Raw genomic sequence first — 26,230 nt, 5'->3', positions numbered from 1 at the left:
ATGCAGGAATCGATTCAGCTGGCGCTCCGAACTGACGACGGCCAGGTCGCCGGTGAGCTGTTGATCGCCAATCTCCCGGGTGGGCAGGGCATTACGTCTTCGGCGCGGGGTGATGTCGCGTTGCGCGAAGCCGGCATCTATCGCTACGAAATATTGACCCAGGCAACGAACATAGAGGTCGAGCCACGCGAGTTGTTCGATCCTGACGATGGGAGTTTGAAGCGGGGGCGGCTACGTCCCGGCCAAGCCGTTGGACGTCTACGGATTCAAGTGGCGGATCGGGCGACGGGGCTGACAGGGACAGCCGATGTCGATGTTCTAGCGGTTAAGCTGGATCACGAGACTGAATATCGCCAAATGCTAACTGATATATCCGCGTTCGCTGCCGAGGCAGTACTGCAGGGATTCGCGCCAAGCATGTTGGATCTCGCGCCAAGCGAACTGCCTGCAGATCTGCTGTACCTCCGCTTCGCGATGATCGCGGCGTATCTACAGGACCCGTTGTTCGAGGCGGCAATTGCGCGTGTCACCTCGCAGCCACACCGAACCTGGTTGTCCGAGCAAGAGATCCGCCCGCTCGGATCACCGTTTCCAGCGGGGGCCGCTTTTCGCCGTGCCGTTTGCGCGCCCGGTCGGCGGGTGCCGTGGAAGGGTGGTTCGGCCAAACTCGCATCTTTGCCTGCTGCTTTGACTCGGGATCGCACCGAAGCGAGTGTCGACAACGCGGCCAACCAATTCGTCAAGTTCGCTCTAGAGCGTTGGCGAGCCGTCGCGCTGGAACTGGTCGACGTGCTGCGGCTGGCCTCCCTGAATGTCGAGTCTGGACCGCTGCGTCGCGGTCAACAGATCGCTGCTGACGTTGGTGCCCAGCTCGACGAACACCTAGCGCACCCACTCTTTCAAGAGGTCAGCTCCCTGCGGAGAATGCCAACGTCGGACCAGGTGTTGCTGAAGCGCGCGGGTTACCGCGAAGTCTTCCGGACGTTCGCGATGACGGAGTCCGGCCCCACCGTGCGGATTGATCGTGGGGCCATGACCGACGTCTTCGCAGCTTCGCAACGTAACATCGCAACGCTTTACGAGTTCTGGTGCTTTCTCGCGGTAGCAGATTCGCTTGGCCGAGTGTGTGGGGAAGACCGAACGGCACGTGCCTTCAAAGTCGCGGGCGATGGCATCTCCGTAACGATGCGGTCAGGCCGCGAATCGAAATTGTCGTGGTCGATCAGACGGGGAGACCGGCCACTTCGTGTAGACGTCTTTTTCAATCGAACGTTCGCCGGAGCAGACGATCGACGGGGCTCATGGAGCCAAGCGATGCGCCCCGATTGTTCGATGCGCATCCGACCGGAAGGCAGCACGCCTTCGCGCGTCCCCGCTGAAGAGCTCGAGGTGTGGTTGCACTTCGATGCGAAGTACCGTGTGGAGAACCTCCTCGCGCAGCTGACGTCGGCCCCCAATTCGGATGAGTCGTCCGAGGAATCGACGACCTCTGGCGGTGCTAAGCGCGACGATCTTCTCAAGATGCACGCGTACCGAGACGCGATCTCGCGGACGGCAGGAGCTTATGTGCTGTATCCGGGATCCGAGATTAAGGACATTCGACGACATCCAGGGTTCAAAGAAATCCTGCCAGGCCTTGGTGCCTTTCCGCTCAGGCCGAGTAGCGATGGCTTTCCGTCGTCATCCCTAGCCCTCGACCAATTCTTGAGTGATGTGCTTACTCATGTCGCCAGTCAGGTCACGCGCGACGAGCGCCACCGCTTCTGGACCGCGACCGTACATCGACCTGGTGACCCAAACCTCGAGTCGCATCTGACAGCGGACTTCTTGGAAGAACCCCCCGCCGACACGGATGTACTTCTCGGTTTCGTCCGAGATCCTGAGCAGCGCGAATGGATAGGACGGGCAAGGCAATACAACATTCGTGCTGGAAACCGGGTTGGCGCCGTTGAGATCGGTGGGCGCGAGCTCGGCGCCAAGCTACTTCTCTTGTACGAGAACCGGAATAAAGCCTTGCATGTCACCCGCGCTGCAAAGTTGTTGCGCTGGCGGCCAGCAACGGCAGGCGATTTGATGGCGACTGGGTACCCCGATCCGCGCGGTGAGCTGTACTTCGTGGCTGATCTCGAATTCGTCGAAAGTCTACCGGGTTGGGTCGAGTCGATCGACCTGGAGCTGTTGACGGTGAATGTCCGTAACGGGGCACCACTTGTGGTGACCTGGTGGGACGTCATTCGTGCAGCGTCGTTTGACGGCGAGCGGGGTACATCGAAATGACTCCCGTCTGGCTCCCCGACGGGTGTACCGAGCCAACAAGGCGTTGATGACATTCGCGCCGCCGGATGCGACTATGTGGAAGCGCTGGCCGCGGACTCGCACCGAAACAGTCAGGTGGGCAACGGCTGCCGAGTCAAATCGGAGCTATTCCGCGACTCAACCTGGGCCGTCCTGTGGAAAAGAAGCCTGCACAATCGCGGCGGACTGAACAGCCTTCGCACTCCTTCACGTAGGCGTTCTTCCAATCCGAGATCGATTGCACCGCGAATGGCCGGACGCTTGGATCAAGTACGCAGAGCGGCAGGTTATAAACCGAAACGTTGACGCCCGCCGCTGAAAGCACGTCAACACCTGCTTTTAATTGCTCTTGATAATCGAGTGGGTCAATCCAAAGCAAGTCACTATTTGCAATCGCAAAGCCGGTGTGCTCCATGCCCATTAGTGCCACATGATCCACAAACGGAAGATTGCGAGCAATCCACGAGCAGGTCTCACGCAGGCGCGGCGCCGTGATTGCATGAAGTACGGTACGTATCTCAACCCGCTGGCCACGATCTTTCAGGTGCAACACACCGAGGACTGTCTGATCTAAGGCCCCCTTTGCCTGCACCACGTAATCGTGAATGTGATCAACGGCCGCGTAGATCGGTATGCCAGCCGAAAGCTTTGAATGTCCCACGGCGGCCCAGGCATTCGCGATCTCGGGAGACGAGAAGCCGCGCCCGTTGGTCAGTACATGCACCGCAGTGTCAGGCAGCAAGTCACGCGCTACGTCGAGTAGACCTATAAACCTGCGCCATTCCGTCAGCGGTTCGCCGCCTGTGAATGTCAGAGCGATCGTTGCTGGATCGACAAGCGAAAGAGTCTCCGCGATCTCGTCGATCAGCCAACTATCATCGACCTTCCTCGGCGGTTGCGAGCACATCATGCAGTAGTTGTTGCAGCGCTCCGTTACGAGGAAAAAGTTGTGCCGCGACGATCGACGGTAGAGAGCTCGCACCCTCCCGGATTGAGGGTGAACGCCTAGCACGTCGCCTTCGCCGACCTCGGCGAACGCTGCCGGCAATCGGACGTAACTCAACGAAAAGCCATCCGGGCGCGCAATGCGTCCGACAGCGAGCTTATAGTTATGTGCGTCCGCCACCTTCCAGTCGTCATCGCTTGTAATCAACGCGGCATCACGATCATCCGCTGGAAAACTGACGGGCAGCCGAAGTCTGATGGATCGCCGTTCTGCACCCAGTCCGAGGATATCGGCCGCCGGCGAGCGCCCGGAAAGCACAAGTGGTTTCACGACGCCCATCTCCGGAGGATGGCGGCGTCCTCGGGGCAATGTTCCAGCAGCTCGAAGAGATGCGTTAAAACGCCCTTCTGTCGCTCGCAGAATTCCGATAGCGGCTTAATGCCCAAGAGGTCACCCTGGGTCGCGTGGTGGTAGACCGGGTCAGCGCCGCAGTGGGGCTCGAAGACGCAAGTTGAGCACTGCGGTGCCGTCTGCGTCAGCGACTCAGCTACCGCAGACACTAGGGTGTCGGACAAGACGAGGTCGCGATAACTGTGCTCGTTGACATTGCCGAGTTCGAAACTGCGGTCCCCCATTTCCGCGAGCATCCGGGCTTCGTCGGAGGCGAACACTGTGCCGTCGTAGTTGTAGACGAGAGCCCCAAGTCCAATCCCAGCCGGACTTCGTAGGTCGACGTAACCGATGGGTTCGTCGCTCAGCATCCGGCGAAGCATCAGGGCCGAATAGAACTCAGGAAAGTGACGGCCGGACCTGTTGACGTCGAGGATGTAGCGAAGACCACGCTTCCAAAATTGGAGCCACTCCTGGGCGTCGTATTTGTGAAACTGCTTCGTCTTGATTGCGAAACCGTAGGGAGAGAGCGGCCGAAGGAAGATGCCTTCGAGACCCTGCTTGAGGTATTCGTCGACGATCTCCTCGACACTGTCCAGACTTGCTTCGGTGGTGGTCATTAACGCGCCAACCCTGTCCGGCCCGAGACGTTCCTTGATGCGGGCGATCCCCGCAACTGCGAGTTCATAGCTGTTTTGGCCGCGGCGCGGTCTGTTCTTATTGTGGAGTTCACGCGGGCCGTCCAACGATGTACTGAAAAGGACGTCGTGCTCGCCGCAGAAGTCAAGCACCTCGTCGTCCAGCAGGGCCAGGTTCGTTGCAATCACGAACTGAAGCTGCTTCCCAAGCGGAACCGACCGCTCCTTCGCGGTCAAGACAATCCATTGGATGAGTTCGAAGTTAAGGAGCGGCTCGCCTCCTTGGAACTCAATCTTGATCAGCTGAGCCGGTGCAGATAGGGCAATATCTAGCGCCTTGGAGGCCGTGGCCTGATCCATGTCGTAACGGACGCGATCCTTGCTTTGGCGGGAGACTTGGCAATATGGGCAGGAATGCTCGCATCGCAGCGTGACGACGAATAGGTGGAGCGGCGTGGCCGCTCGTAAAAAACTCATGCGGCTACGCAATCGAAGCGCCAAGAGCTGCTGCTGCGCGCGTTGGCCGACAGACGCGACAAAGAGTTTCTCGAACGCACGCTCGTAGAGCCCGTCGCCAGGCGTGAGATCTAGTGTGCACAGGCGGTCCAGTTCGCCTGCCGTCATCTCCGCCATGTCGCCAACAAGATTGCCGACGAGGAAGCGATCCGCGCCAAGCCTTTCAAAGCGGATGGGAAGGAGTTGCAGCGCAGACGTCTCAGGTGAAAAGGCATCGGGGGACGCGAAGCCGGCCATAGCCTTATTGCTCCTCGGCCAGAGACCCGAACGCCAAAGCGACAATGACGTCCCGGAGCCGGTCAGTTTCAGAGCGCACTTTCTCGCGGAGGTTTTCGTCGGTAACCAGATTCAGGAAATGAGAGCGCAACTCGCCGCCTTGAAGCTGCGGCCGCGTAGGTGAAAGTCGGCAAATGTATCGCCCATTCCCTTCGTCAATTTGGCACGCGCCGTGCCCGATCAAGCGGTAAGCGGCCTCCCGCAACGCGCCGAGCGACTGCATCGACGCGCTGAAGTCCACGGTGATGTCCGACAGTGAGGGGTCGCTCATCGGAGCCACCTAGCGTTGCCGCATAGCGCAGCATCGGTAATCCTGCCACTGTCGTGGCGCAGTGGAAGCAACTTCATTGTCCGTACCCGATGTAGGGGTCGCAGAAGTGCCCGCCAGCGAACGCAGAGGTCAACGCTTGCTGCGCAATGCTCACAGCCTCGTTGGCTGTTAGACCGTAGATCTGTTGTAGTTCGCTTGCGATCTGATTTACACCGAACCCATTGAGCGCCCGCATGCACGCAAGATAGGCGGGATCGGAAGATCCCGCGGGCGGCGAGGTCGTCGTCTGCGTAGGCGGTGGCATTACCGGCGGCGCCACGAACGGCGGTGCATAGGTTGGCGGCGTGTAGATCGGGTTCGGCAGGTCCGGCAGGCCAATACCTGGGCTGGACGACGCGTGCGATACATGCGATGAGTGGGACGAATGCGATGAATGCGATCCGTGTTGCGGGAACAACATGCCGTCACTTGTCTGGTGCACAGTGAAGCTCATTAGCTCCGCGTCGCCCGGCAAGCTCATCTCGACCTCAGCCCGGACCTTTTCCTCTGCTGTTGAGATGCGACTTCCGTCCGAATTTGCTGCTGCCGCGACGGGCGAGGCGGCCGTAGGGGATACGAGGGCAGCGAGCGCTGAAGCTAGGCTTACGATCTTTGTAGTTTCACGCATTTCCACCCCTGGGAACTCCTCCCGAGTTGATCGCAGCTAACGGACTTGGCATCCGTGTCATCATCCCCTTGGCCCCACCTCGACCCAACAAGACGCCGAAAGAGATAGCAGCGGCATATCGACACAGAACTTGGCAAGCCCCCTCTGAGGCCCCCCCGGCTCAATGGAATCTTAGGCGGTTCTCCGTTCGCTGTGAACCTTTTGTGTTTGCTAATTTCGGATCGTCGGTACCTGTTAGTCGCGTGAAGGGCGGTAATTGGCTGAGGAGGCTTGCGAGGCCTTGATGCAAAGGATCTGGCTGGATCGAGTCGGTACGGCTCGGGTTTCAAGCCCACCGGCGGGGCTGATTCTCTGGGCACTGAAGTGCACGGCTCACGCCGCTGGAGCGCATGCAGGGGCTCACGCCGGCAGGTCGGGGATGTCTGCCCTGATGGTTACTACGACCGCGACCAAAGGAGCACGTGGATGCGAGTCGCACATTGCCGAAGCGCTCGGTGACAAGGTCGTTTGAGGCGTCAGTTCGGGCTAATCCACCACGATGGAAAGCTGATGTCCAACCGCTCGCTGCGCCGGTATCCGGCCCAGGTCGGTACCCCTGGCGGCTGGCCACGGTAGATGCCGCGGGCTGCCGCAACCACCCGCTCGCGCTGCGTCGGCCACTGCAGGACCTTCGCGATGTCGTCCAGAGCCGAAAGCCGTTCGTCGGCAAGAGCGCGATCGACGAAAGGCGTTGCCGGGAGCGCATTGCTCTTGTCGCCGTTGCAGCGTCGGCACGCGAGCACGAGATTGGCCAGACCGTCAATCCCGACCAGCGACCACGGCAGCACGTGGTCGATGGGATTGTCGGGAGGCAGATGTGTACCGCAGTAGAAGCAGTGGGGACCGAATACGTCTTTGTAGGGCGCTCGGATTGCTGCCAATGCTGTGCGTTCGCGGCCGAAGAGATGGCCGGCCACGTCCGGTACGTCCGCGTCGAGGAACTTGTTCATCCGTCGCACGTCCTCGACCCACATGATCTCCAGTGCGGGCTTGAGCAAGCCCGCAAGCCGGGCGAGCGCGGCGGCCACGCCGGGCCTAAGCACGATGGCGTCTCCGTGCGCTCGGACCGTCGACCGCGAGACGTTCTCGCCAAGGAACGAATCGTCGTAGAGGAACGGATCGCTGACCGCGTCGCCGGGCAGCTTCTGCAGCCGCGGTAGGGGCTGCTTGATGAGCGCGAGCGCGATCCGGTCGATCGCCGCGGCGTACGCGGCCGGTGCCCGCACCATCGCGAGCTCAAGTGACATCCGACCCCCGCCGACCCGCGCGGCGTCGCGCAATGCCTTGGTCGCATCGATGATCCGTGTTCGGCTGCCTGTGCGGCGCTGGGCCAGCACCTGCCCTTCAAACGGACGCACTTGATGCCAGTACAGCGCCAAGACTCGGTGTGCGAGCTCAGGGATCGGCACGGCGAGCGGATCGTCGGCGTGCGCCGGCAGATTCTCCAGGGAGTGCTCGATCAGTGCCATGAGAGTCGCGAGCTTGTACGTGGCGTCGCGTTGTCCATGCTCGAGAATTGCGAGAACGCGCTGACCGAGCAGTAGCGGATCGGTCACCCCTGACACCCATCCATTATCTACAGGTGTGGCGGCGCAACCCCCGCTTCCGCGTGCGTGCCGCAGGACAGCGGCTCTGGCTCACGAGGTGCCACAAACTGATCCTTCTCATGGACTTCGAAGGGGTTGCGAGGCGGTGTGCTTCGTTGTTGACCACGCATGTCGGAGCCGGTAAGCCGATCCCGCACGAGCAATTACCGACAAACGTCGTCCTCTATCGTGCGACGCACTGTGGTGAGTGCATCGGCGAGTGTGCTCAGGGTAGTGGAGCCCAGGGCGAGTCGAATCGCCTGCGGCGGATTCACGGTGATCGCGAAGGGCCCGGCTGTCGAGACCGAGATCTGGCTTGTCGCCAGGGTGGCGGCGATCCGATCGGCGCGGGCGTTGTCGGGTAGCGGTAACCACGTGAAGTAGGACGCCGGATGCGCGAGCTGCTCGAGGGGCTGCAACGTTTCTCGGGCGATCGTCTGCCTGAGCGTGGCGTCGGCGCGCTTGTCGGCTTCGAGGCGCGCGACCGTGCCGTCCTCCAGCCATCGTGCAGCGATCGCCGCGGTGAGCGCAGGGGTGTTCCACGTCGTCGCCCGGATCGCTCGTTCGATGGCGCGCATGCGCTCTCGCGGTGCGACCACGAACCCGACTCGCAGTCCCGTGGCGACATTCTTGGACAGCCCGGACACATACACGGTGATGTCGGGCGCGGTCGCGGCCAACGGTGGTGGGGGGCTGTCGACAAGGTAGGCGTAGGAGGCGTCTTCGATGAGGAGCAGCCCGTGTCGGCGGGCAACACCTATCACGTGTCGGCGGACTTTGCTGTTCATGACCCAGCCCAGCGGATTGTGCAGGGTGGGCATCGCGTAGACGGCGCGTACCGGTCGGCACCGGCACAGGCGATCCAGCGCGTCCACGTCGGGACCGGTCAAAGTGACTGGGATGGACGCTAATTCGAGGTGCAGCGCTTCCGCGAGCACCTTGAACCCGGGGTAGGTCACGGCATCGGCAGCGACGACGTCACCGGGTCGCAACGTGGCGAGCGCGGTGACAGTGAGCCCGTGCTGGGCTCCGTTGACCACGGCTACGCGGTCGGGAGTGACGTCGAGTCCGCGGCTGAGCAGATGCGTGGCCACCGCGGCTCGGTCGCGATCCCGTCCACCGTGAGGTTGGTAGCGCAGAAGCGCTTCCAGGTCACCGGAGCCGGCCAGCTCGCGCAGTGCCTGGCGCAGCAGGTCGGCCTGGCCGGGCAGCGCCGGATAGTTGAAGTTCAGGTCGACTGCGTCGGCGGTGAGGGCGTGCTGATCGATGCCGTGCCCCGGCGGAAGTGCGAGATCACGAACAAACGTCCCTCGACCCTGTTCGCGGCTGACCAAGCCCATCGCTTCGAGTTCGGCATAGACACGCGAGGCTGTCACCACGGCGATGCCCTCGCGAGCGGCGAGGTCGCGATGAGTCGGCAGTTGCGTTCCGGCGCTGAGCCGCCCGGTTCGAATTTCGACGGCGAAGGCATCGACGATGCGCTTGTACCTGGCGGTGGGCACCCCCGATTGTATGCATGACAATTCCTTGACCGTCATGCATTCGCGCTCCTACGGTCGCATCACCACACGGAAAGGACGCCGTCATGCACATCGCCATCGTGACGTTCGAGGGCTACAACGAACTGGACTCCTTGATCGCGCTCGGGGTGCTCAACCGCATCAAGGACGATGACTGGCGGGTCACCATCGCCGCCCCGACCGCGCGGGTGACGTCGATGAACGGGGTCACCATCGAGCGGATGTCCAGCCTGGACGATGCGGTCGGAGCCGACGCGGTCATCATCGGCAGCGGCATCGCCACCCGTGAGGTCGTCGACACCCCGGCAATCATGGACGTTCTGCGGGGCCTTGACCCGCAGCGCCAGCTCATCGCTGCGCAATGCTCCGGGGCGCTGGTCCTGGCCAAGCTCGGTCTGCTGCATGATGTGCCCGCCTGCACCGACCTGACCACAAAACCCTGGGTAATCGCAGCGGGTGTTGACGTGCTCAATCAGCCTTTCTTCGCCAAAGGCAACATCGCCACCGCCGGAGGCTGCCTGGCGTCGCACTATCTCGCTGCCTGGCTGATCGCCCGGCTGCGTGGAAAAGACGAGGCCCTCGAGGCGTTGCACTACGTCGCTCCCGTCGGCGAAAAGCAGGACTACATGGATCGGGCCTGGCGCAACATCGGGCCTTATCTGCCCGCTGAGGTGCCCGCGCTCCTCTGATGTGGGATACCGGATTGTCGAAGAAGCAGGGTGAATCGGCTGCCACACCGGTGGGTGTGACCGCGGGTCTTGCAACGAGAAGAGTCCTGCTGCGCGGCAATCTGATTCCGCCGAGAACCGACGCGCAGCGAACAGACGACGTCCTGAATAAGCACGTCAGCTGTCGGTGCTTCCCGCTAGCGTTGCCCGGATGTCCACTGAGATCACAGTCCGGGGCTCGTTCTCCGATTTTCAGCCGCCCGAGCGGGGGACCGTGCACGCCTCTATCAGTTATCAAGGCGCCGAGAAGGACCGGGTCTATGACCAGGTGGCGCGTGACCTCGAGGTCGTCAAGGAGTCGATCCGCAGGCTCGAGGACGGCGACAACGGCGCCGTCACGTGGTGGTCAGCGGCACAGCTGCGAACCTGGTCCCATAGGCCCCGGAACGAGGATGTTGGACAGCTCCCGCCCGTCCATTTCGCGAGCATCGGTGTCGAGGTGAAGTTCCGCGACTTCACCGCACTGTCGCAGTGGGTGGGCGAACATCTCACCGAAACCGAAGGATTCGAACTGTCGTATGTGGAGTGGGCGCTGACCACAGAGAGCCGGGACGAACTGGTCACACGGGTCCGTACCCGCGCCGTTCAAGATGCGGCAGCCCGCGCGCAGCTGTACGCCGACGCCCTCGACCTCGGAACCGTCCGTCCCGTCGCGATCGCCGATGCCGGCATGCTCGGTGCCCAAGCACAGCCCCTCAGTGGCGACGGGGTCGGACCCTTGCGCGCGGCACGGGCGTCATCCGGCGGGAGCCCGGACGTCCAGCTCGTACCGGAAGACATCACGGTGTCGGCGACAATTGACGCGCGGTTCGTCGCAGCTGCCGCCTCCTGACAGCTCCTCGTCGAAGGACCGGAACAACCAGCCCGCGCGCTCGCCCGACGAGGTGTTGCCCGACGTCGCTCTGGTGCGCGTGAACCATATTCCGGCAACGTAATTCGTGGATCCGAGTGGCAATCTCGGTCGCCATTCAGGGGGGACTGACGCCAATTTCTGCCAGACTCTGCGCTCGGCGAGCTTGACCCCGCCGGCTCAGGTCGGGTTGTGACGGGCGCGGGCGCGGCGGACGGCCTCATCGACAATGCGTTGGGCCACCTCCACCAGCTTGCGGTGTTCGGACTGGCTGATGGCCCGCAGCTGTGAGAATGCCTCCTCGGCGCTGCGTCCGGTGCGTCCGCGAATCAGGCCGATCGCCTGGTCGATCACCTGTCGGGTCGACAGCGCGGTCTGCAGCTGGGCGGCCAGCGTCGTCGCCTGCGCGAGGACCTGGGCGTTGCGCACCGCCACGGCGGCGGGTTTGGCGAACAGTTCGCCGAGCGCGGCGGCGTGCTCGTCGAAGGCGTCTTTGCCGTGGGCGTAGACGTTGATCGCTCCGACAATCTGATCGCGCACCAGCAGCGGCAGCGACAGCGCACTGTGCACCCCGAGCCGGCCCACCCGCGGGCCGAACCGCGGCCACATGGCCTCCCCGCCCAACGACCCGGACCGCACCGTACGCCGTTCCAGGGCCGCTGTGATGCACGGCCCTTCCCGCACGTTCACGTACTGGATCTCGTCGATCTCGGCGACGAACGGATCGCTTGCCGCCAGCGCCTCGACCATGTTGTCCACCCGGTCGACCCGCAGCAAGGTCACCCCGGCACCCTCGGCGCCCGGGATCGCGTGGACAGCGAAACTCGCCACCTCAGCGAGCAGTTCAGGCAGTCCCAGGCTGTCCGATACCAGACCGGCGAGGTCCTCGATCCCGGCCTGCAGGTCGGCGGCGTCCGCGCGGGCCTGCTCCGGGGTCAGCGGCCCACTCGGTGAGCTGCGGCCATCGTCGGCTGATTCGGTCATGGGCGATACCTGGCTCACATCTCTGCCGGTGCCCGCGAACGCACCGGGGCCGCGCGATCTACCCGCGGCGCATCCGCCGCGCGATAGTCGCCATCCTAGGCCTGCCGAGTCGGGCGAGAGGCGCTGATCTTTCGCCCGGGATCGGGCGTGACCCGCAATCGGCGAACAAGCCAACACAACGACCGCCCCGAGTCGTCGATCGGGTGTAGCGTCATCGGTGGCTGAGAATTCCAGCTGGTCCGGGATGAGTTCAGCTGTCCGCTGCGGAACTCAAGGAGCGTCAGCTCCGAGCCCCACGCGCCGGTGATCGTGTGCACCTCGGGATCACCATGACTCTTTCTCATGTCTTCGCTCCGTCCCCCGCGGGGCCGTCAGGCATCTCCATGGCCAGTCGGCGGCGATACGAGCATGCCGTCCGGTTGACATGTCACTGGCCCACCGCGTCGGTGGCCGTCATCAGCGCCCACGGCGCGATCGACGCCTCGAACGCCGGCAGAATGACCGACCACGCAGTGGCGCATGTCAGTCGCTGCCGCGCGCTCGTCCTGGATCTGCGAGATCTGAATTTCTTTGGAACCGAGGGGTTCTCGGCGCTGCACCGGGTGTCGGTCTCGTGCGCGCGGATAGGGACCAGGTGGGCGGTGGTACCCGGTGCCGCCGTTACGCGGGTGCTGCGGGTCTGCGGCCCACAGTGCTCCCTGCCCACCGCGCACACCGTCGAAGCAGCGTCGGCCACCTTCGCCGACCTACCTGTCCGTCCGCCCCACTGAGATCAATCCTGACGCAGAGCTTTCGCGGCAGATGTGGCTGACGACAACACCCGGCGTGCCGCCTCGCCCGCGGCCTCTGCAGGCGCCGTGACCGGCGTTCCCCTGCCCGGAACATACCTATGGCGCTGAATGCGGCGCGGAGCCACCGATGGGCGTAGCCTTGCGGATGGCTGCGAATGTCAGCTGGTCCGGAATGAGTTCGGCTGTCCGCCGCAGAACTCGAGGAGCTTTGGCTCCGAGCCGTGACGCGCCGGTGATCGTCTTGACGTCGGAATCACCATGACAACTTCGTTCGTTTCTCCCGCAGATTCGTCTGCTCCATCACGCTGCGCCTCGCCGGCCCATTCGAGGGGTGGTCGGCGATGACCATCCTGATCGGTGCGCTCGTTGCTTTGGCCATTTTCCTGTTGCTGGGCGCGGCGATGTCGGTGCGAATCGTCAAGCAGTACGAGATTGGGGTGCTGTTCCGGCTCGGCAAAGTGGTGGGGGAACGCCCACCGGGCTTACGTGTTATCATCCCGTTCGTCGATGTGCTGCATCGGATTTCATTACGGATCGTCACCATGCCGATCCAGTCCCAGGGCATCATCACCCGCGACAATGTCAGTGTCGACGTGTCGGCGGTGGCCTACTTCAAAGTCGTCGACGCGGTGAAGTCGGTCGTCGCTATCGAGAACGTCCACGCCGCGATCGACCAGATCGCTCAGACCACACTGCGGAAAGTCGTCGGACAGCACAGCCTGGACGAGACCCTCTCGGAAACCGACAAGATCAACCTCGACATCCAAGCCATCCTCGGCGTCACCACCATCGAGTGGGGTGTGCAGGTGACGCTGGTGGAGCTGAAAGACATTCAGCTACCCGAGAGCATGAAGCGGGCCATGGCTCGACAGGCTGAGGCGGAACGGGAGAAGCGCGCGAAGATCATCAACGCCGAAGGCGAGTCCCTTGCCGCCGCCGCCCTGGGCGATGCCTCGGACACCATGATGGCCCACCCCTTGGCCCTGCAGTTGCGGAACCTCCAGACACTCGTCGAGCTGGGAGTCGACAAGAACACCACCGTCGTCTTCCCGGCGCCGTTGATGTCGACCATCGCCGAACTTGGCACATTTTTGGCTCGTGAGGGCGCCGCCGCAGCAGGGTCGGAGCCACAGCCACAGCCGCCGATCACCGTCCCCGAACCGGTCGCGGCAGCGGCCAATGGGAAGCCTATTGCAGGCAGCACGTCGTGAACGTCGTTGCGGGACAACCACCGCGACACCCGACCAGAACATCGAATGAAGGACACCAAACATGAAGGCGCTTGTGTATCACGGTCCCCACAGCCGCGCGTGGGAAGAGGTGCCCGATGCCACCCTTCACGAACCGACCGACGCGGTGGTGCGCGTCGACGCCGTCACCATCTGCGGCACGGATCTGCACATCCTCGGTGGCGATGTACCGGAGGTGACCCCCGGCCGGATCCTCGGCCACGAGGCCGTCGGCACGGTCACCTCGGTCGGCCCGTCGGTACAGAAAGTCGCCGTCGGCGACCGGGTTCTGGTGTCGTGTGTCTCGTCGTGCGGCAGCTGCCGGTACTGCCGCGACGGCAGCTACGGGCAGTGCCTCGGCGGGGGTGGCTGGATTCTCGGCCACCTGATCGACGGCACTCAAGCCGAATATGTGCGGGTTCCCTTCGCCGACAATTCCACCTACAAGGTTCCTGACGGTGTCACCGACGAGCAGATGATCGTGCTCGCCGACATCCTGCCGACGGCGTACGAGGTGGGAGTGCTCAACGGCGCGGTCAGTCCCGCCGATGTCGTCGCGATCATCGGTGCAGGACCCATCGGGCTGGCCGCGATCATGACCGCGCGCCTGTTCAGCCCCAGCCATGTCGTGGCGATCGATCTGGCCGACTCCCGGCTGGAGGCGGCGCGCAAATTCGGCGCCGACACCGTGGTCAACAGTGGCCGCGACGATCCCGCGGCGGTGATCGCTGAACTGACCGGGGGACTGGGGGCCGATGTGACGATGGAGGCTGTCGGGCTTCCGCAGACGTTCGAGCAGGCGGTGCGGCTGGTCCGGCCCGGCGGGCACGTCGCCAACATCGGTGTGCACGGCGCGCCGGCGACCCTGCACCTGGAAGACATCTGGATCAAGAATCTGACCATCACGACCGGTCTGGTCGACACCTATTCCACGCCGACGCTGATCGGTCTGGTTGCCAGCCGACAGCTCGACACCACACCGATGGTCACTCACCGATTCAGCCTCGACGAATTCGAAACCGCCTACGACATTTTCGCCAACGCGGCCGAGACCGGAGCGTTGAAGGTTCTGCTGACCGCGCCGCGACAGCAGTAACGCAGACACGGCCGAGGCGGCACAAGATGCGTCATGCCGCCGGTCGACTGTCTCCGCGTCGCCGCTGACTCGGAATCCTGGCTTTCGTACGGATAGACGACCCCTTCGCCGTCATGCCGTGCGCTGCCGGTTGAACTCCCGCGAGAACGTCGCCGCCAGATCCTGCGCGCGGTGATGGTATTCAGCGCCGTCAAGACCACTGTCGCCCAACGCATATCGCGACGCAAGCCGTGCCAATGCGTCGGCACCCTCATTGAGCGGCTCGCCCCGGTGTCCCTTCACCCACACCGTCGTGATCCTGTCGCGGTCCTCGTAGATCATGCGTTGCGCGCGAACCAGTCCCGGCGTCTTTCCGCTCTCGCGGTAGGTCGCGTAGCCCTCCGGCAGCACGTCGTCGCCGGCCATCCACCGCTGCACCATCGCGACCGCGAGCGTGCTGTCGCTCAACACGGTGATGTCACGTCCGCGCAGCTTCTGCACCGCCATACCGATCGCGCGCAGTTCGGCGACCAGCACCACCTCCGAGCCGATCAGCTTTGTCGAATGGCGGAAACCCTGCAACCCGTACTCGCCCGACGACGCCAACCATCCGTAGCCGGTGAACCTGCCTCGCACCGAACCGTCCGTGGCCACCCACACCGGCCCGGCCTGCGCCCTTTCGTCCTCACGCAGTCCGGCGCACGCTGCCCGCACCAGCGTCTCGTCGGACAGCCTCGGCTGGTCGATCCAGATCCCGGGCATCAGCACAGCGACCTCGTCGCGCAGCGCCCACAACACACTGCGCGGCGGCACGTGCACCACGAACCGAACCCGCTCGGCCGCGCACGTCTCACGCACCCGGCCGATCGTGTCGAGCAGAGCGGTGTCGACTGAGTCGGCCTCGACGGTGCCGCTCCAGCGCTGCTCGCAGGAACCTGCCGAGTACCGGTACAGCGCCGCGCTGACCCTCGCGATCGCGATCGCGACCGACAGCATCGGGCGCGGTCGAGCCGGCGCGATGTCGACGGGCCGCGACGTGGCTGTCGGTTTCGGCGCCATATCCGTCTCCTCCCCAGGTGGATTTCTGAGACGGCACTGTATTCGGCAGCTCTGACATCTCCGCCCAGCCGACCACGATCGACCGCGGAGCGACGATGCGGGCAAGGGGTACCTCTCGGCACCGTCGTCGCCGTAGGTTGGACGTGTCTAGACGAAGTGAGGTCTGCGGGATGAGTATGCGCAAGGTCGGCGACCTACCATCGGCCCTCGGCGAGGGCGGGGCGGTCGAGCGGAGGTTGGCGGGCCACAAGCCGGCGGTCTTCCTCGACTACGACGGAGTGCTGACGCCGATCGTGGACCGCCCCGAGGACGCCGTGATGTCCGACGACATGCGAACCACTCTGCGGGAGTTGGCAGCCCGATGCCCCGTCTGCATCGTCACGGGCCGCGACCGGGCCATGGCGCAGCAACTGATGGGTGTCGACGATCTGGTCGTGGCGGGCAGCCACGGCTTCGATATTTGGACCCCGCAACAGGGTTCGATCAGCGACGATCGCGTGTCCGGGTTTCTCGACCTCATCGCCGAGGTGACCGAGCGTCTTCGTGACGATGTCGGGTCGATCCCCGGGGTTCAGATCGAACCCAAGCGGGCCTCGGTGGCGGTGCACTATCGCCACGTTGCCCCCGAGGACCGCGACCGCGTTGGCGACAGTGTGCAGACATTGCTCGCCGAGAACTCCGACCGGGTCGCCCTCACGCCCGGGAAGATGGTCTACGAGCTCAAGCCCAACATCGACTGGGACAAGGGCAAGGCGGTGCTGCATCTGATCGAGGTGCTGGGACTCGGCGGCGACGACGTGCTCCCGCTGTACCTCGGCGACGACATCACCGACGAAGACGCGTTCCGGGCGCTGCGGGACCGCGGAATCGGGATCTTCGTGGGCCGGGCCGACGATCCCGAGGTGGGTGACCGGGACACCGCCGCGCAGTTCGTGCTCGGCTCGGTCGACGAGGTGAAACGCTTCCTGGCGGGCCTGGGCCGCTGACGGAAGCATTACACCCGCTCGACATCGGAACCTGAGATTCCGACGTGTCGGCCCCGCTGGTTACCATCGCTGCTGACGGAGGGGAGGACGTCAACGATGACCATCACCGTGTCCGAGACACCACGGCTGGCCAACGGCGCCGAGCGCAAGGTCTGGCAGGCCCTGATCGACCAGCTCGAGCCCGGTGACCTGGTCATCCCCGGCAAGCGCGTCACCGACCACCTCAAAGACCACGAGATCGACTTCTTCGTCGCCATCGAGGGCGCCGGCATCGTCTGCGTGGAGGTCAAGGGCGGCGAGGTGTGGCATGACGGCGAGAGTTGGCGGCAGAAGCGCCGCGGACACGAGCACAAGATTGACCCCGTCCGTCAGGCCCGCGAGGCCTGCTACGCACTGCGGGACTTCGTCGAGAAAGACCCCCGCTGGACGCAGGGCCGGCTGCGCTGGGACCACGTCGTCGTCCTGCCCAACACCGATTTGCCCGACGGCTTCGCGCTGCCCGAATGCCCGCGCTGGAAGGTCATCGACCGCACCGACCTGCCCGACATCGTCGCCAAGCTGCGTGAGGTCCTGCACAGCCAGGAGCTCGACCGGCCACTGCTCAGCCGCGACGGCATCGCCGAACTCAACGAGTCATTGAGCGGGCGCGGTCTCCCGCAGCGCAGCGTCGTCGCCCGTGCGCTCGAAAACGAGGACGCGGCAGATGTTCTCACCGAGCACCAGTCGGTGATCCTCGACGCCATCCGGCTGCTGCATCGCGTCGAGATCCGCGGCGGCGCGGGCAGCGGCAAGACGTTCCTCGCCATGGAGCAGGCCCGCCGGCTGGCTCGCGACGGGCAGCGCGTCGCGCTGGTCTGCTACTCGCACGGGCTGGCGTCCTACCTGGAGCGGATCACCGCGACCTGGAACCGGCGTCAACAACCGGCCTACGTCGGCGAGTTCCACGACCTCGGCAAGACGTGGGGCGCGCCTGCGGGACCTGACGAATCGCTGCGCACCGACGAGACCGTCCAGTTCTGGGAACGGGACCTACCGGCTCAGATGACCGAACTGGCAATGCAACTCGATCCGGGTCACCGATTCGACGCGATCGTGGTCGACGAGGCTCAGGACTTCGCCGATGCCTGGTGGGATCCGCTGTTGGCCGCGCTGCGGGACGACGAGACCGGTGGGCTCTACGTGTTCACTGACGAGGGGCAGCGCGTTTTTCATCGGCACGGCTCGCCACCGGTGCCGCTGGTTCCGCTCGTGCTCGACCACAATCTGCGCAACACCCGCCAAATCGCCAACGCGTTCCAGCCGCTGGTCGACCACCCGATGCGTTTCCTCGGCGGCGAGGGCCCGGCGGTCAAGTACGTCGCGTGCTCGCGGGAGGACGCGATGGACGCCGGCGACGACGAAGTGGACGCGCTCCTAGAGCAGGGCTGGCGCCCCGAGGACGTCGCGCTGCTGACCACCGGGAGCCGTCATCCGGAGCAGCGCGAACGCCAAGCGGCGGGCAACGCCGCGTACTGGGACAGCTTCTGGGATGCAGATCAGGTGTTCTATGGCCATGTCCTCGGATTCAAGGGTCTCGAACGTCGAGCGGTCGTGCTCGTCGTCAACGAGGAGTCGGCGTTCGAACGCTCTCGGGAACGGCTCTACGTCGGATTGTCCCGCGCACGAGATCAATTGGTGGTCTGCGGAGATCCGGAATTCCTGCGTGAGGTCGGGGGACCGGATCTGGCGCGGCGGCTGAACATCGATGCCTGAAGGAAATGTTGAGTACGTCGTCACGGTGAAGTAGTCGGGCGGCGTTCCAATCCGTTGCAGGGCTGCGAAGTTGACCCAGTCATGCGAGTTCGAGCGAGCTCAAGCTACTTCGCGATGTATTCGTCTAGTGAGAGCACCAAGGTATCTGTTGGTTCGGAGATGTCGACATACTGATGCCCAGGTCGGTTGCTGCTTCTGAGGGCGGTCAGATAGTCGACAACCTCGTTGGCCGTCGCGGAGTTGAAGCGCCATGTTATGTGTCTGTCGGCCATATCAACCGAGGATCCAATCGCTTCGATCACCACATCGTGGCTGACGCCTTGATGTTCAAGCCGCGAACGCCCCTTCAGCATCGCTTCCTGCAGCAGTTCTAAGAACAAGTCGAGACCGATGCCGTCCATAGCCAGCAGCACGACATCATCTCCGAACATGAATTCTCGTGCGAGTTCAACTCGGATGACGCTCATGAATCCCCTTGTGATCGATATGGGATGAGGTAAGCGGCGATGCTAACGACCGTCCTGCAAGTGGTCGATCCGCCATGAGTACTTGCATCTGCGCCCTAATGACTGCATCGGACATGCACTCAAGGTCTCGCAGGACACTGGAATTCGCGCGAGCGGATGTGAACGTATTGTGTTCCAATAGTGCGCCTCTCGGAAGCGACTTATCGTTGTTGCGATCGGTGCCACCTTGCACAAGCACGGCGAGGTATCGTCCATGTACCGCTTGTCCGCTCAGAGTGAAATCGCCTTCTGCTGACGCCGAAGTCACATCGAAGCTGCAAGCCGATGGTGGCAGTTGCACAGGGCTCGAGATGATGTTCTCAGCTCCGACGGAGTTCAGCGTGCACGCGATATTCGCAGTGATCGTTCCGGCTGATAACCGGCCAGTGAACGCCCACATGTTGATGATCTCGCACGCGTCCCAATCCCCAGACTGGTTGCCGTGAACTGCTATGCGTGTCGGCGTTCGATGATTGGCAACATTTGCGGTCGACCAACCGTTAGGCGGTGGGCCAAGACCTGGTAGCCATATCCCCAGATCCTGTCCAGAAGCGAGCGTCACGTTCGTCACGCACCTTCCGACGATGTCGATAAGCCCCGAGATTCCATCGCGCACCAATGGTTCTCTGATCACATCGACCTCAGTTCTGAACAAACAACAGGTAGAGGAGCGCCAGTAGGCCTCCGCCCGTAACAATCCCCGTACCAGTCGCACCTGCGTTCGCCATGTCTTGAGGATTCGGCGCCGGAATGTCAATACGCGGCATGATGCTTACCGGCCCTGGTGCGGGCACCGGAGTGCCGGGCATGGCATTACCCGGGAAGGGCGCTAGTAGGGGGTTCTGGCCTGGCTCGACAGTATTGGGTAGCGGAGGACTTTGAAGCCAGGGGGGAAGGCTGCTGACCACAGGGCTGTCTTTCACCGGCGGGAGGTCGCCTATCGGAATGTTGTCCCAAGGCGCATTGGGCACGTCGTGCGGATTGAAGTCCCAGTGAGGGTTGTGGTAGCGGTCTCCGGGAAAGTAGCGCCACTCTCCGCCGTTCTGATCCCACAGGCTTTGTCCACCTTTACCAGCTTCACTTGGTCGACTCGCCGGCCCAGGCGTCACATCCCCTGGAACCGGGGGCTGCACGCCCTCTGGTGGCAATCCACGAACCGGTGACGCACCGTCCGATGAGACACCATCCGTGTCTTCCGCAGGTGCTTGTTTCCAATCGACCGCCTTAACTGTGTGGCTGGGCGAATCAGTGTCGACGAAGACGAGTTCATCGAGTACGGCCACCGCAGCTGTGATTTGAGCGGCGCGGTCGGCGTCGAGCGCGGCTAACGCTGCGGCCTTCGTCTGAATGTCCGCGGCGAAGGCTTCAGCCTGCGCCTCTCGAGCGGCTGCCTCCGCAGGGAACCACCCAGTTCTTTGGGTTTCGCTAAGCGAAAGGTCATCGCCGACAAAAAACCCCTGCGCTTCAGCCTCCCCAATAGCCATGAGGGCCTGCTTCTTCGACGAATCCATCTCGTTCGCTGCGCTGGACGCCACAGCTGCAGCCAACCGGAGCCCGTCGGCCGCATCCTGCACCCGAACGTGATCGGACTGAGCACGGTCCTGGGCTGCAGCCGCCCCTTCACCGACCCAAGGCGTTCCCCCGGGATTCTTCATGTTGGTGCGAATCCGATCGAACGCGTCTTCCCAGGTGTCGGCCATCTGGTTCCACCGGACGGCAGCGATTCGTAAGCTATCCGTCTCCCACTGATGGATCTGGGGCCGACTTGGTACCGGCGATCTCGGCGGCATCTGTCAGATCACCACGGCGTCGATTTCGTCCGCCGCGGCTTCGTCACGAGCGGAATATCGAACCGCGGACTGAGACAGCTTTGCAGCATTAGCCGACAATCTCCCCGCGAGGCGACCTGCCGCTGAAGTCATACTCGCGTCTACCGCGGCGACCGCTGCACATGTCGCTTGCCAAGAGACTCCGGACGGCGCTTCGCCGGAATGAGCGACCTCCATTGCCGACCTTTCGCACAGGCGAGCAAGCGCTACAAGACCTTCGCGATCGACTGTCGTGACGTGCACCTGCCTCAGCCTACTAAGCCGCGCGTGGGGTGATTTGCATAGATTTTCCGGCCCTCGACGCCCCACGAAAGCGAGCCGGAAAGCGGCCTTACCGGCCACCCGAGGGTTGCATCTTGGGAACGGCAGACCGCGGCTTACCCCCTCTGTTCCTCGATTAGGCCTCTTCTTCTCGTCTGTGTCTCGACCCGTCGATGCAAGTCGCCACTTCGAACCTCGCTTTGGGCCTGAAGTCGGTGTGAAGCAAACACGGGGGGTTTCCCCGATTCCTCTGTCGGCGCTCGCCCGTACCGTCAGACTTATCAGGCTCGGGGAGCTCTCTGCGTGAACACGGGGTGGAACATGTATCGCTTGGCCGTTCTTCTGGGCGCCATGATCGTTGCGCTGAGTTCGGGGGTGGCGAACGCCTCGACCGCGCTGCTGCTCGGCGGGAAGGGTGTGTATGCGACCCTCACCGAACAGCAGATGGCCGAGGCGTTCGGCGGCTACTTCGCCGACTACGACCGGCGCGTCAACATTCCCTTCCCCGGCAAGGAGCTCTACTCCTCCGTCGCCAAGGGTGCCGACAACCTCTATGCCGCGGTCTACGACCCCGCCTACGCCGGACCCAAAACCATCGGCGGCGTCTCCGAAGGCGCGCCGTCGGTCATGGAGGTGCTGCGCCGGCTCGAAGCCGACCGCGCCAACACCACCGACGGCAAGGAACCACCACCGCCGTCCGAGCTCAACGTCGCCATCTACGGTTCGCCCAGCAAGCGCTTCCTCGGCAAGCTCGCCGACCTGCCCACCCCCGTCACGCCCTACGACGTCCTGATCGTCCGCGCCGAGTACGACGGCCTCGCCGACTTCCCCGACAACGCCTGGAACATGCTCGCGGTCACCAACGCGGTCATGGGAGCGATGACGCTGCACGTCAAGAATTCCAACTTCGACATCCGCAACAACCCGACCGAGTACACCATCGACGTCAACGAAGCGGGCGGAACGACGACCACCATCCTCATCCCCGCCGACGTGCTGCCCCTCCTCGCGCCGATGGTCGCCTTCCACTTCGACCCCAAGTTCGTTGCCGCCCTCGACAGCAAGCTGCGACCCATCATCGACTCGGCCTACAACCGGCCGCCCATGGAGACGGGCATCCCGCCGACTCTGACCGGCCCGCCCGCGCCCAAGCCGACGACCACGACGCTCGTCGCCGACTCGGCCCCCAAGCCGGAGGACGCACCCGCACCGACCCGCTCCACCAAGCGCGCGACGTCCTGGAAGGACGCCGTCACCCGCCGACAGGAGCGCATCGAAAAGCTGCGTGACGCCCTAGAAGCCAAAAAGTCTGCGCGCAAAGACGATCTGGATGCGGAAGAGGCCACGAAGCCGGACAAGGCGGCCGACTACAAGGACTCGTCGGACACCGAGACCAAGGCCGAGAGCACGAAGGCCGAGACCACCAAGGCCGACACCACGAAGGCTGAGCCCGCGAAGGCCGACAAGGCCACCGCCTCCGCCGGCGCCGACAGCGAGTAGCGGCTACTCGCTGCTGTTCCCGCCACCGCTGTCCGACGACCCGGCGTCCCGCGACGACGGCTTGCTCGACGACGACGCATCGTCGGCCGGCGCACGCGACGGGCGCAGGGACTTCAGCGGCTCGGTCAGCTTCTTCAGTTCCCGGGTCGCGGTCTTCGTGATCGACCGCACCGCGTCCGCCACGTCGTCGTCCTTCGTCGACTTCGTCGTGGACTTCGCCGGCGTCGATTCCTGAACGTCGGCGTCGGCATCGGACGTGGGCTCCGGCTTGGTCGTCACCGCTTCCGTTTCGACAGCGGCTTTCTTCGTGGCCGCCACCGGCGCCGAGGCTGATTCAGGTTCGGCGACAACGGTTTTTGCGGCGACAGCTGTGGTCGTGGGCGGCGTCGGCGTCGGGCGCGCGTCCTCCGGGATGTAGCTGCGGTCGTAACCCTGGTCGACGATCTCCTTCAGCGGTCCGTTCAGCTGATCGGCCAGCGCGTTCAGGCCGATGAGCCGCAGCGGGTTCAGTAACGGCAGGTTCTCCGTCGGCACCAGCACATAGGTGGTGTTCCCCTCGTCCCACACGATGTTGTTGGGGTCGTTGATGTCGACGTCGCGGTAGTCGTGCAGCGTGATGAACCCGGAGAGCGCATTGGCGACCGCCAGCAGGTTGAGCCCGTTATCCGGGAAGTCGGCCACCGGATCGTACTCGCGGGCGATGTCGATGACGTGGTACTGGCTGGGCTGCGAGACATTGAACTCCTTGTCCGCGCCGCCGTACTTGCGGGTGGAGTTGCCCATCAGGATGAACGTCACGTTCTCCGCCGGCGGTGCGTCCGCGTCGTCGGCGTGGTCGGTGATCCAGTGCTGGGCGATCTGCGCGCCGTTGCTGTAGGCGTAGATGACGATCGGCGTGTCGGCTTCGGTCTTGATGACGTTGTCGAGCCGGGCGACTCCGAAGGGGGTGATGAAGCTGAGGTAGGGGATCTCGGTGCACGTGTTGGGTGCCTGGCAGACCACGCCCTGCAGCGTCTCGTTGATGTAGTTGCCCTTCACCGGGCTGATCGTGCGAACCGTCAGCGGACCCTCGGGGATCACGCTCGCCGCGCTCGCGGTCGGTGCGGCAACCAGCGGCAGCAACGCCCCCGCGGCGGCGAGCCCCAGCAGGGGGCGGCTCCGGTGGCGACGTTCTCCGTCGGCGTGATGGCGGCCTGTAGCGCTCATGGGCAAATCTTTCCTGGAACGAGATGGGGTTCCCCGACGGAGCCCGGACCGCTACTGTTCAACGAATTCCCGGTAGCGACGACACTAGCCAGCGATCTTGTCGCAAACAAGGTGGGCACGGGTTGGGTCCCGTCCGTCAGTCAAACGTCATCTATGACTTTTGACAGGGTCGTCAGTATCGAGCGTTCGCGAGCAATCAGCGGACCATGGCGTGCAGACGCTTCTCCGTCGTGCTCAGCAGGTCGTCGTCGACGTCGAGGTCCAGCGCGAGGCCGCCCAGATGGATCGTGCCGGTGGCGTGCTCGAGGACGCGGGGGAGCGCCTCGATGATCTCGACATACTCGGCGGTGAAATCGCGGATACCCTGCAGCGGCATGTCGAGAAGCCTTGCGCAGTCGGCGATCACGTCGGTGTACGCCGACGGCGCGGCCAGCTCACGGCACTGCTCGGACAGTTCGAGGAGCCGCTCCTGGTAGTCCATCAGGCGGTGCGCGATGTGCTCGACCGCCTCGGCGTCGGGCTCGGCGGCGCCACCTCCTCGCCCGAAGGCGGCCATGAATGCGCGGGCGTTCACGAACGCCGCGAGCTGTTGCGTGGTGGCCAACATCTGGTCGAGCAGGTCGCTCAGCGCCGACGCCAGATACGGACCGGTCGACACCCGCATGCTGCCCGACGCGGTGAACCCCAGCTCGCTGTCGCGCAGCCGCGGCAGGACCGCGGAGGTGCGCTGCATCAGGACCGACGCGAACAACGCGTGCTCCCACGCCTGCGGCTTGTCCCGCTTCAACGCCGCCAGCTCACCGGCGGTGGTGGCCATCCGCGCGATAGGACGGTCGTCGTCGTCGTCGGCCGGCGGCTGCGTCACCGCCCGCGTCGGGGCCTCGCCGTCCTTGCCGTAGACGGCGCGGCTGTCACCGAGCAGCGTCCACCGGCGTTGGCGCTCGGCCCGAATCCGCAACTCGTCCTCGCGACGGTCGGCCCGCCGCTGCCGCTCCTCGGCGCGCTGGATCGCGGCCCGGCTGGCGTAGTAGATGCCCACCGACAGTCCGATGACGGCCGCAGCGCCGACGATCCACCAGATGTATTTGACGATCATGCCGAGCAGGAAGAGCATGCCGAGCACGCCGACGAAGCCGCCGCCCCCCGAATCCCTCCTGGCCATGCGCAGACTTTACGAACGGGCACCGACAAGTGACGAGATCCACTGTCTGCAGCGGGACTGCGAGTGGCCGTCTGCACAACGTGGATTTGGTCACAGAGCGCTCGGGCCCACACCGCACATGACCGTCGCGGATCGACGGACACGTCAAAGTGATTCAGCCACTGCATGATTTGCGTCCGGCCCAGTGGGTAGACGTACGGTCGAGATGATGGACGTATACAACCTCGCCTTCGAATGGACCGAAACCAACCGGCACTGGCTGCTCGAAGTTCCCATCCGGATCGTTGCGTACATCCTGGTCGTGCTCATCGCACGCTATGTGCTGCACCGGATGATCGATCGGGCCGCCACCGGCAGATCCCGCAAGAACGTCGCCTCGGATGACCAGGCGCCGGCCAAGAAACCTCCGCTGCTACGCGGCCTGCGCGACCGCGGGCAGTCCCCGGCCGCAAGTGCCCGCGCCGCCGAGCGCCGCCAGCAGCGCGCGCAGACCATCGCCTCGGTGCTGAAGTCGACGGTGTCGATCGTGCTGCTGATCTGGGTTGCGCTGGGCGTTCTCAACGTGCTCGGCGTCAACATCGCGCCGTTCCTCGCCTCGGCCGGCGTCGTCGGCCTCGCGATCGGCTTCGGCGCGCAGAACCTGGTGCGCGACTTCGTGACCGGCGTGTTCATGCTGCTCGAAGACCAGTACGGCGTCGGCGACACCGTCGACCTCGGCGACGCCGTCGGCGACGTCGAGAGCGTCGGCCTGCGCATCACCACCGTGCGCGACATCGACGGCACCCTCTGGTACGTGCGCAACGGCGAGATCGCCCGCGTCGGCAACATGAGCCAGGACTACGCGGTCGCCCGCATCGAGATCCCCGTCGCGCCCACCGCCGACGTCGAACGCGCCGAGAAGGTCGCCCTCGACGCCGCCCACCGCGCACTCGACGACCCGAAGATCGCCGCCAAGGTCCTCGGCGAACCCGAGATGCTCGGTGTTCAGGAGGTGCGGTCCGACCAGGTCACCCTGAGGATGACCGTCAAGACCCGGCCCGGTGTCCAGTGGTCGGTCCAGCGCCGCCTGCGGCGCGAGATCCTGCGCGCCTTCGACGAGAACGGAATCGAACTGCCCTACGCAGGCAACCGGTTCCTGGCCGCGGTCAACGGTCCGGCCGGCGAGTAA

22 protein-coding genes are annotated in these 26,230 nt (G+C 64.2%); 10 read left to right on the top strand and 12 right to left on the bottom strand.

Features of this window, described 5'->3' with window-relative positions:
* Complete coding sequence (locus MCHLDSM_RS03845) at positions 1-2,277, top strand: DUF2357 domain-containing protein (protein WP_048468947.1); 2,277 nt, start codon at positions 1-3, stop codon at positions 2,275-2,277.
* Positions 2,278-2,410: 133 nt separating this feature from the next.
* Here the strand turns inward: MCHLDSM_RS03845 and hxsC are convergent, their stop codons facing one another.
* The 6 genes from hxsC to MCHLDSM_RS03825 all read right to left on the bottom strand — a co-directional run bounded on the left by hxsC (position 2,411) and on the right by MCHLDSM_RS03825 (position 9,162).
* Entirely contained in the window at positions 2,411-3,580 is a 1,170-nt protein-coding gene (hxsC, locus tag MCHLDSM_RS35600) for a His-Xaa-Ser system radical SAM maturase HxsC (RefSeq protein WP_082168687.1), read from the bottom strand.
* Entirely contained in the window at positions 3,568-5,022 is a 1,455-nt protein-coding gene (gene hxsB / locus MCHLDSM_RS03840; protein ID WP_048468946.1) for a His-Xaa-Ser system radical SAM maturase HxsB, read from the bottom strand. The genes hxsC and hxsB overlap by 13 nt, the downstream gene beginning before the upstream one ends.
* Before the next feature lie 4 nt (positions 5,023-5,026).
* Positions 5,027-5,332, bottom strand: a complete 306-nt coding sequence (locus tag MCHLDSM_RS03835; protein ID WP_048468945.1) for an HxsD-related protein — start codon at positions 5,330-5,332, stop codon at positions 5,027-5,029.
* Between the two features lie 73 nt (positions 5,333-5,405).
* A complete protein-coding gene (gene hxsA2 / locus MCHLDSM_RS37650; RefSeq protein WP_234713849.1) occupies positions 5,406-5,999 on the bottom strand; it encodes a His-Xaa-Ser repeat protein HxsA2 in 594 nt (197 codons plus the stop codon).
* A gap of 515 nt (positions 6,000-6,514) precedes the next feature.
* Positions 6,515-7,594 carry a DUF8808 domain-containing protein gene (locus MCHLDSM_RS03830; RefSeq protein ID WP_048468944.1) on the bottom strand — a complete coding sequence of 360 codons (1,080 nt, stop codon included), beginning with the start codon at positions 7,592-7,594 and terminating at the stop codon, positions 6,515-6,517.
* Between the two features lie 194 nt (positions 7,595-7,788).
* Complete coding sequence (locus tag MCHLDSM_RS03825; protein ID WP_201780357.1) at positions 7,789-9,162, bottom strand: aminotransferase-like domain-containing protein; 1,374 nt, start codon at positions 9,160-9,162, stop codon at positions 7,789-7,791.
* Between the two features lie 62 nt (positions 9,163-9,224).
* On the opposite strand from MCHLDSM_RS03825, the gene MCHLDSM_RS03820 reads away from it, so the two are divergent.
* Both MCHLDSM_RS03820 and MCHLDSM_RS03815 read left to right on the top strand, forming a co-directional pair.
* On the top strand, positions 9,225-9,833 hold the full coding sequence (locus tag MCHLDSM_RS03820) for a DJ-1/PfpI family protein (protein ID WP_234713844.1): 609 nt from the start codon (positions 9,225-9,227) through the stop codon (positions 9,831-9,833).
* 190 nt (positions 9,834-10,023) lie between these two features.
* Positions 10,024-10,704 (top strand): SIMPL domain-containing protein, encoded by a 681-nt coding sequence (locus MCHLDSM_RS03815; protein ID WP_048468941.1) that lies wholly within the window; start codon positions 10,024-10,026, stop codon positions 10,702-10,704.
* Between the two features lie 198 nt (positions 10,705-10,902).
* On the opposite strand, the gene MCHLDSM_RS03810 is transcribed toward MCHLDSM_RS03815, so the two are convergent.
* Positions 10,903-11,706: a GAF and ANTAR domain-containing protein gene (locus MCHLDSM_RS03810; RefSeq protein WP_048468940.1), complete on the bottom strand. Its 804-nt coding sequence runs from the start codon at positions 11,704-11,706 to the stop codon at positions 10,903-10,905.
* A 329-nt stretch (positions 11,707-12,035) separates the two neighbouring features.
* On the opposite strand from MCHLDSM_RS03810, the gene MCHLDSM_RS40295 reads away from it, so the two are divergent.
* The 3 genes from MCHLDSM_RS40295 (at position 12,036) to MCHLDSM_RS03795 (ending at position 14,822) form a co-directional block, all read left to right on the top strand.
* A complete protein-coding gene (locus MCHLDSM_RS40295; protein WP_131722587.1) occupies positions 12,036-12,476 on the top strand; it encodes an STAS domain-containing protein in 441 nt (146 codons plus the stop codon).
* Positions 12,477-12,838: 362 nt separating this feature from the next.
* Positions 12,839-13,708 carry a slipin family protein gene (locus MCHLDSM_RS03800; protein WP_048468939.1) on the top strand — a complete coding sequence of 290 codons (870 nt, stop codon included), beginning with the start codon at positions 12,839-12,841 and terminating at the stop codon, positions 13,706-13,708.
* A 61-nt stretch (positions 13,709-13,769) separates the two neighbouring features.
* Entirely contained in the window at positions 13,770-14,822 is a 1,053-nt protein-coding gene (locus tag MCHLDSM_RS03795; RefSeq protein WP_048468938.1) for a zinc-dependent alcohol dehydrogenase family protein, read from the top strand.
* 111 nt (positions 14,823-14,933) lie between these two features.
* Here the strand turns inward: MCHLDSM_RS03795 and MCHLDSM_RS03790 are convergent, their stop codons facing one another.
* Positions 14,934-15,860, bottom strand: a complete 927-nt coding sequence (locus MCHLDSM_RS03790; protein ID WP_048468937.1) for a ribonuclease HI — start codon at positions 15,858-15,860, stop codon at positions 14,934-14,936.
* Positions 15,861-16,030: 170 nt separating this feature from the next.
* Between MCHLDSM_RS03790 and otsB the strand changes: the two genes are divergently transcribed.
* Together otsB and MCHLDSM_RS03780 are read left to right on the top strand one after the other, a co-directional pair.
* The gene (gene otsB / locus MCHLDSM_RS03785; protein WP_048468936.1) at positions 16,031-16,846 is read left to right on the top strand and encodes a trehalose-phosphatase; all 816 of its coding nucleotides are present in this window, start codon (positions 16,031-16,033) and stop codon (positions 16,844-16,846) included.
* A 96-nt stretch (positions 16,847-16,942) separates the two neighbouring features.
* Positions 16,943-18,598 (top strand): NERD domain-containing protein, encoded by a 1,656-nt coding sequence (locus MCHLDSM_RS03780; protein WP_048468935.1) that lies wholly within the window; start codon positions 16,943-16,945, stop codon positions 18,596-18,598.
* Between the two features lie 104 nt (positions 18,599-18,702).
* On the opposite strand, the gene MCHLDSM_RS03775 is transcribed toward MCHLDSM_RS03780, so the two are convergent.
* Positions 18,703-19,065, bottom strand: a complete 363-nt coding sequence (locus tag MCHLDSM_RS03775; protein ID WP_053082858.1) for a hypothetical protein — start codon at positions 19,063-19,065, stop codon at positions 18,703-18,705.
* A 680-nt stretch (positions 19,066-19,745) separates the two neighbouring features.
* Positions 19,746-20,804 carry a hypothetical protein gene (locus MCHLDSM_RS37645; RefSeq protein WP_131722586.1) on the bottom strand — a complete coding sequence of 353 codons (1,059 nt, stop codon included), beginning with the start codon at positions 20,802-20,804 and terminating at the stop codon, positions 19,746-19,748.
* A gap of 720 nt (positions 20,805-21,524) precedes the next feature.
* Here MCHLDSM_RS37645 and MCHLDSM_RS03770 point away from each other — a divergent pair.
* A complete protein-coding gene (locus MCHLDSM_RS03770; RefSeq protein WP_168439979.1) occupies positions 21,525-22,694 on the top strand; it encodes a PE-PPE domain-containing protein in 1,170 nt (389 codons plus the stop codon).
* A gap of 3 nt (positions 22,695-22,697) precedes the next feature.
* Here MCHLDSM_RS03770 and MCHLDSM_RS03765 read toward each other — a convergent pair whose 3' ends face one another.
* A complete protein-coding gene (locus MCHLDSM_RS03765; protein WP_053082856.1) occupies positions 22,698-23,900 on the bottom strand; it encodes a PE-PPE domain-containing protein in 1,203 nt (400 codons plus the stop codon).
* A gap of 196 nt (positions 23,901-24,096) precedes the next feature.
* The gene (locus tag MCHLDSM_RS03760; RefSeq protein ID WP_048468933.1) at positions 24,097-25,062 is read right to left on the bottom strand and encodes a hypothetical protein; all 966 of its coding nucleotides are present in this window, start codon (positions 25,060-25,062) and stop codon (positions 24,097-24,099) included.
* Between the two features lie 208 nt (positions 25,063-25,270).
* Between MCHLDSM_RS03760 and MCHLDSM_RS03755 the strand changes: the two genes are divergently transcribed.
* Positions 25,271-26,230: a mechanosensitive ion channel family protein gene (locus tag MCHLDSM_RS03755; protein ID WP_048468932.1), complete on the top strand. Its 960-nt coding sequence runs from the start codon at positions 25,271-25,273 to the stop codon at positions 26,228-26,230.

It is taken from the genome of Mycolicibacterium chlorophenolicum, assembly GCF_001044235.1.
Classification (GTDB): Bacteria; Actinomycetota; Actinomycetes; order Mycobacteriales; family Mycobacteriaceae; genus Mycobacterium; species Mycobacterium chlorophenolicum.
This window is presented reverse-complemented; position numbering and strand designations above follow the sequence as displayed.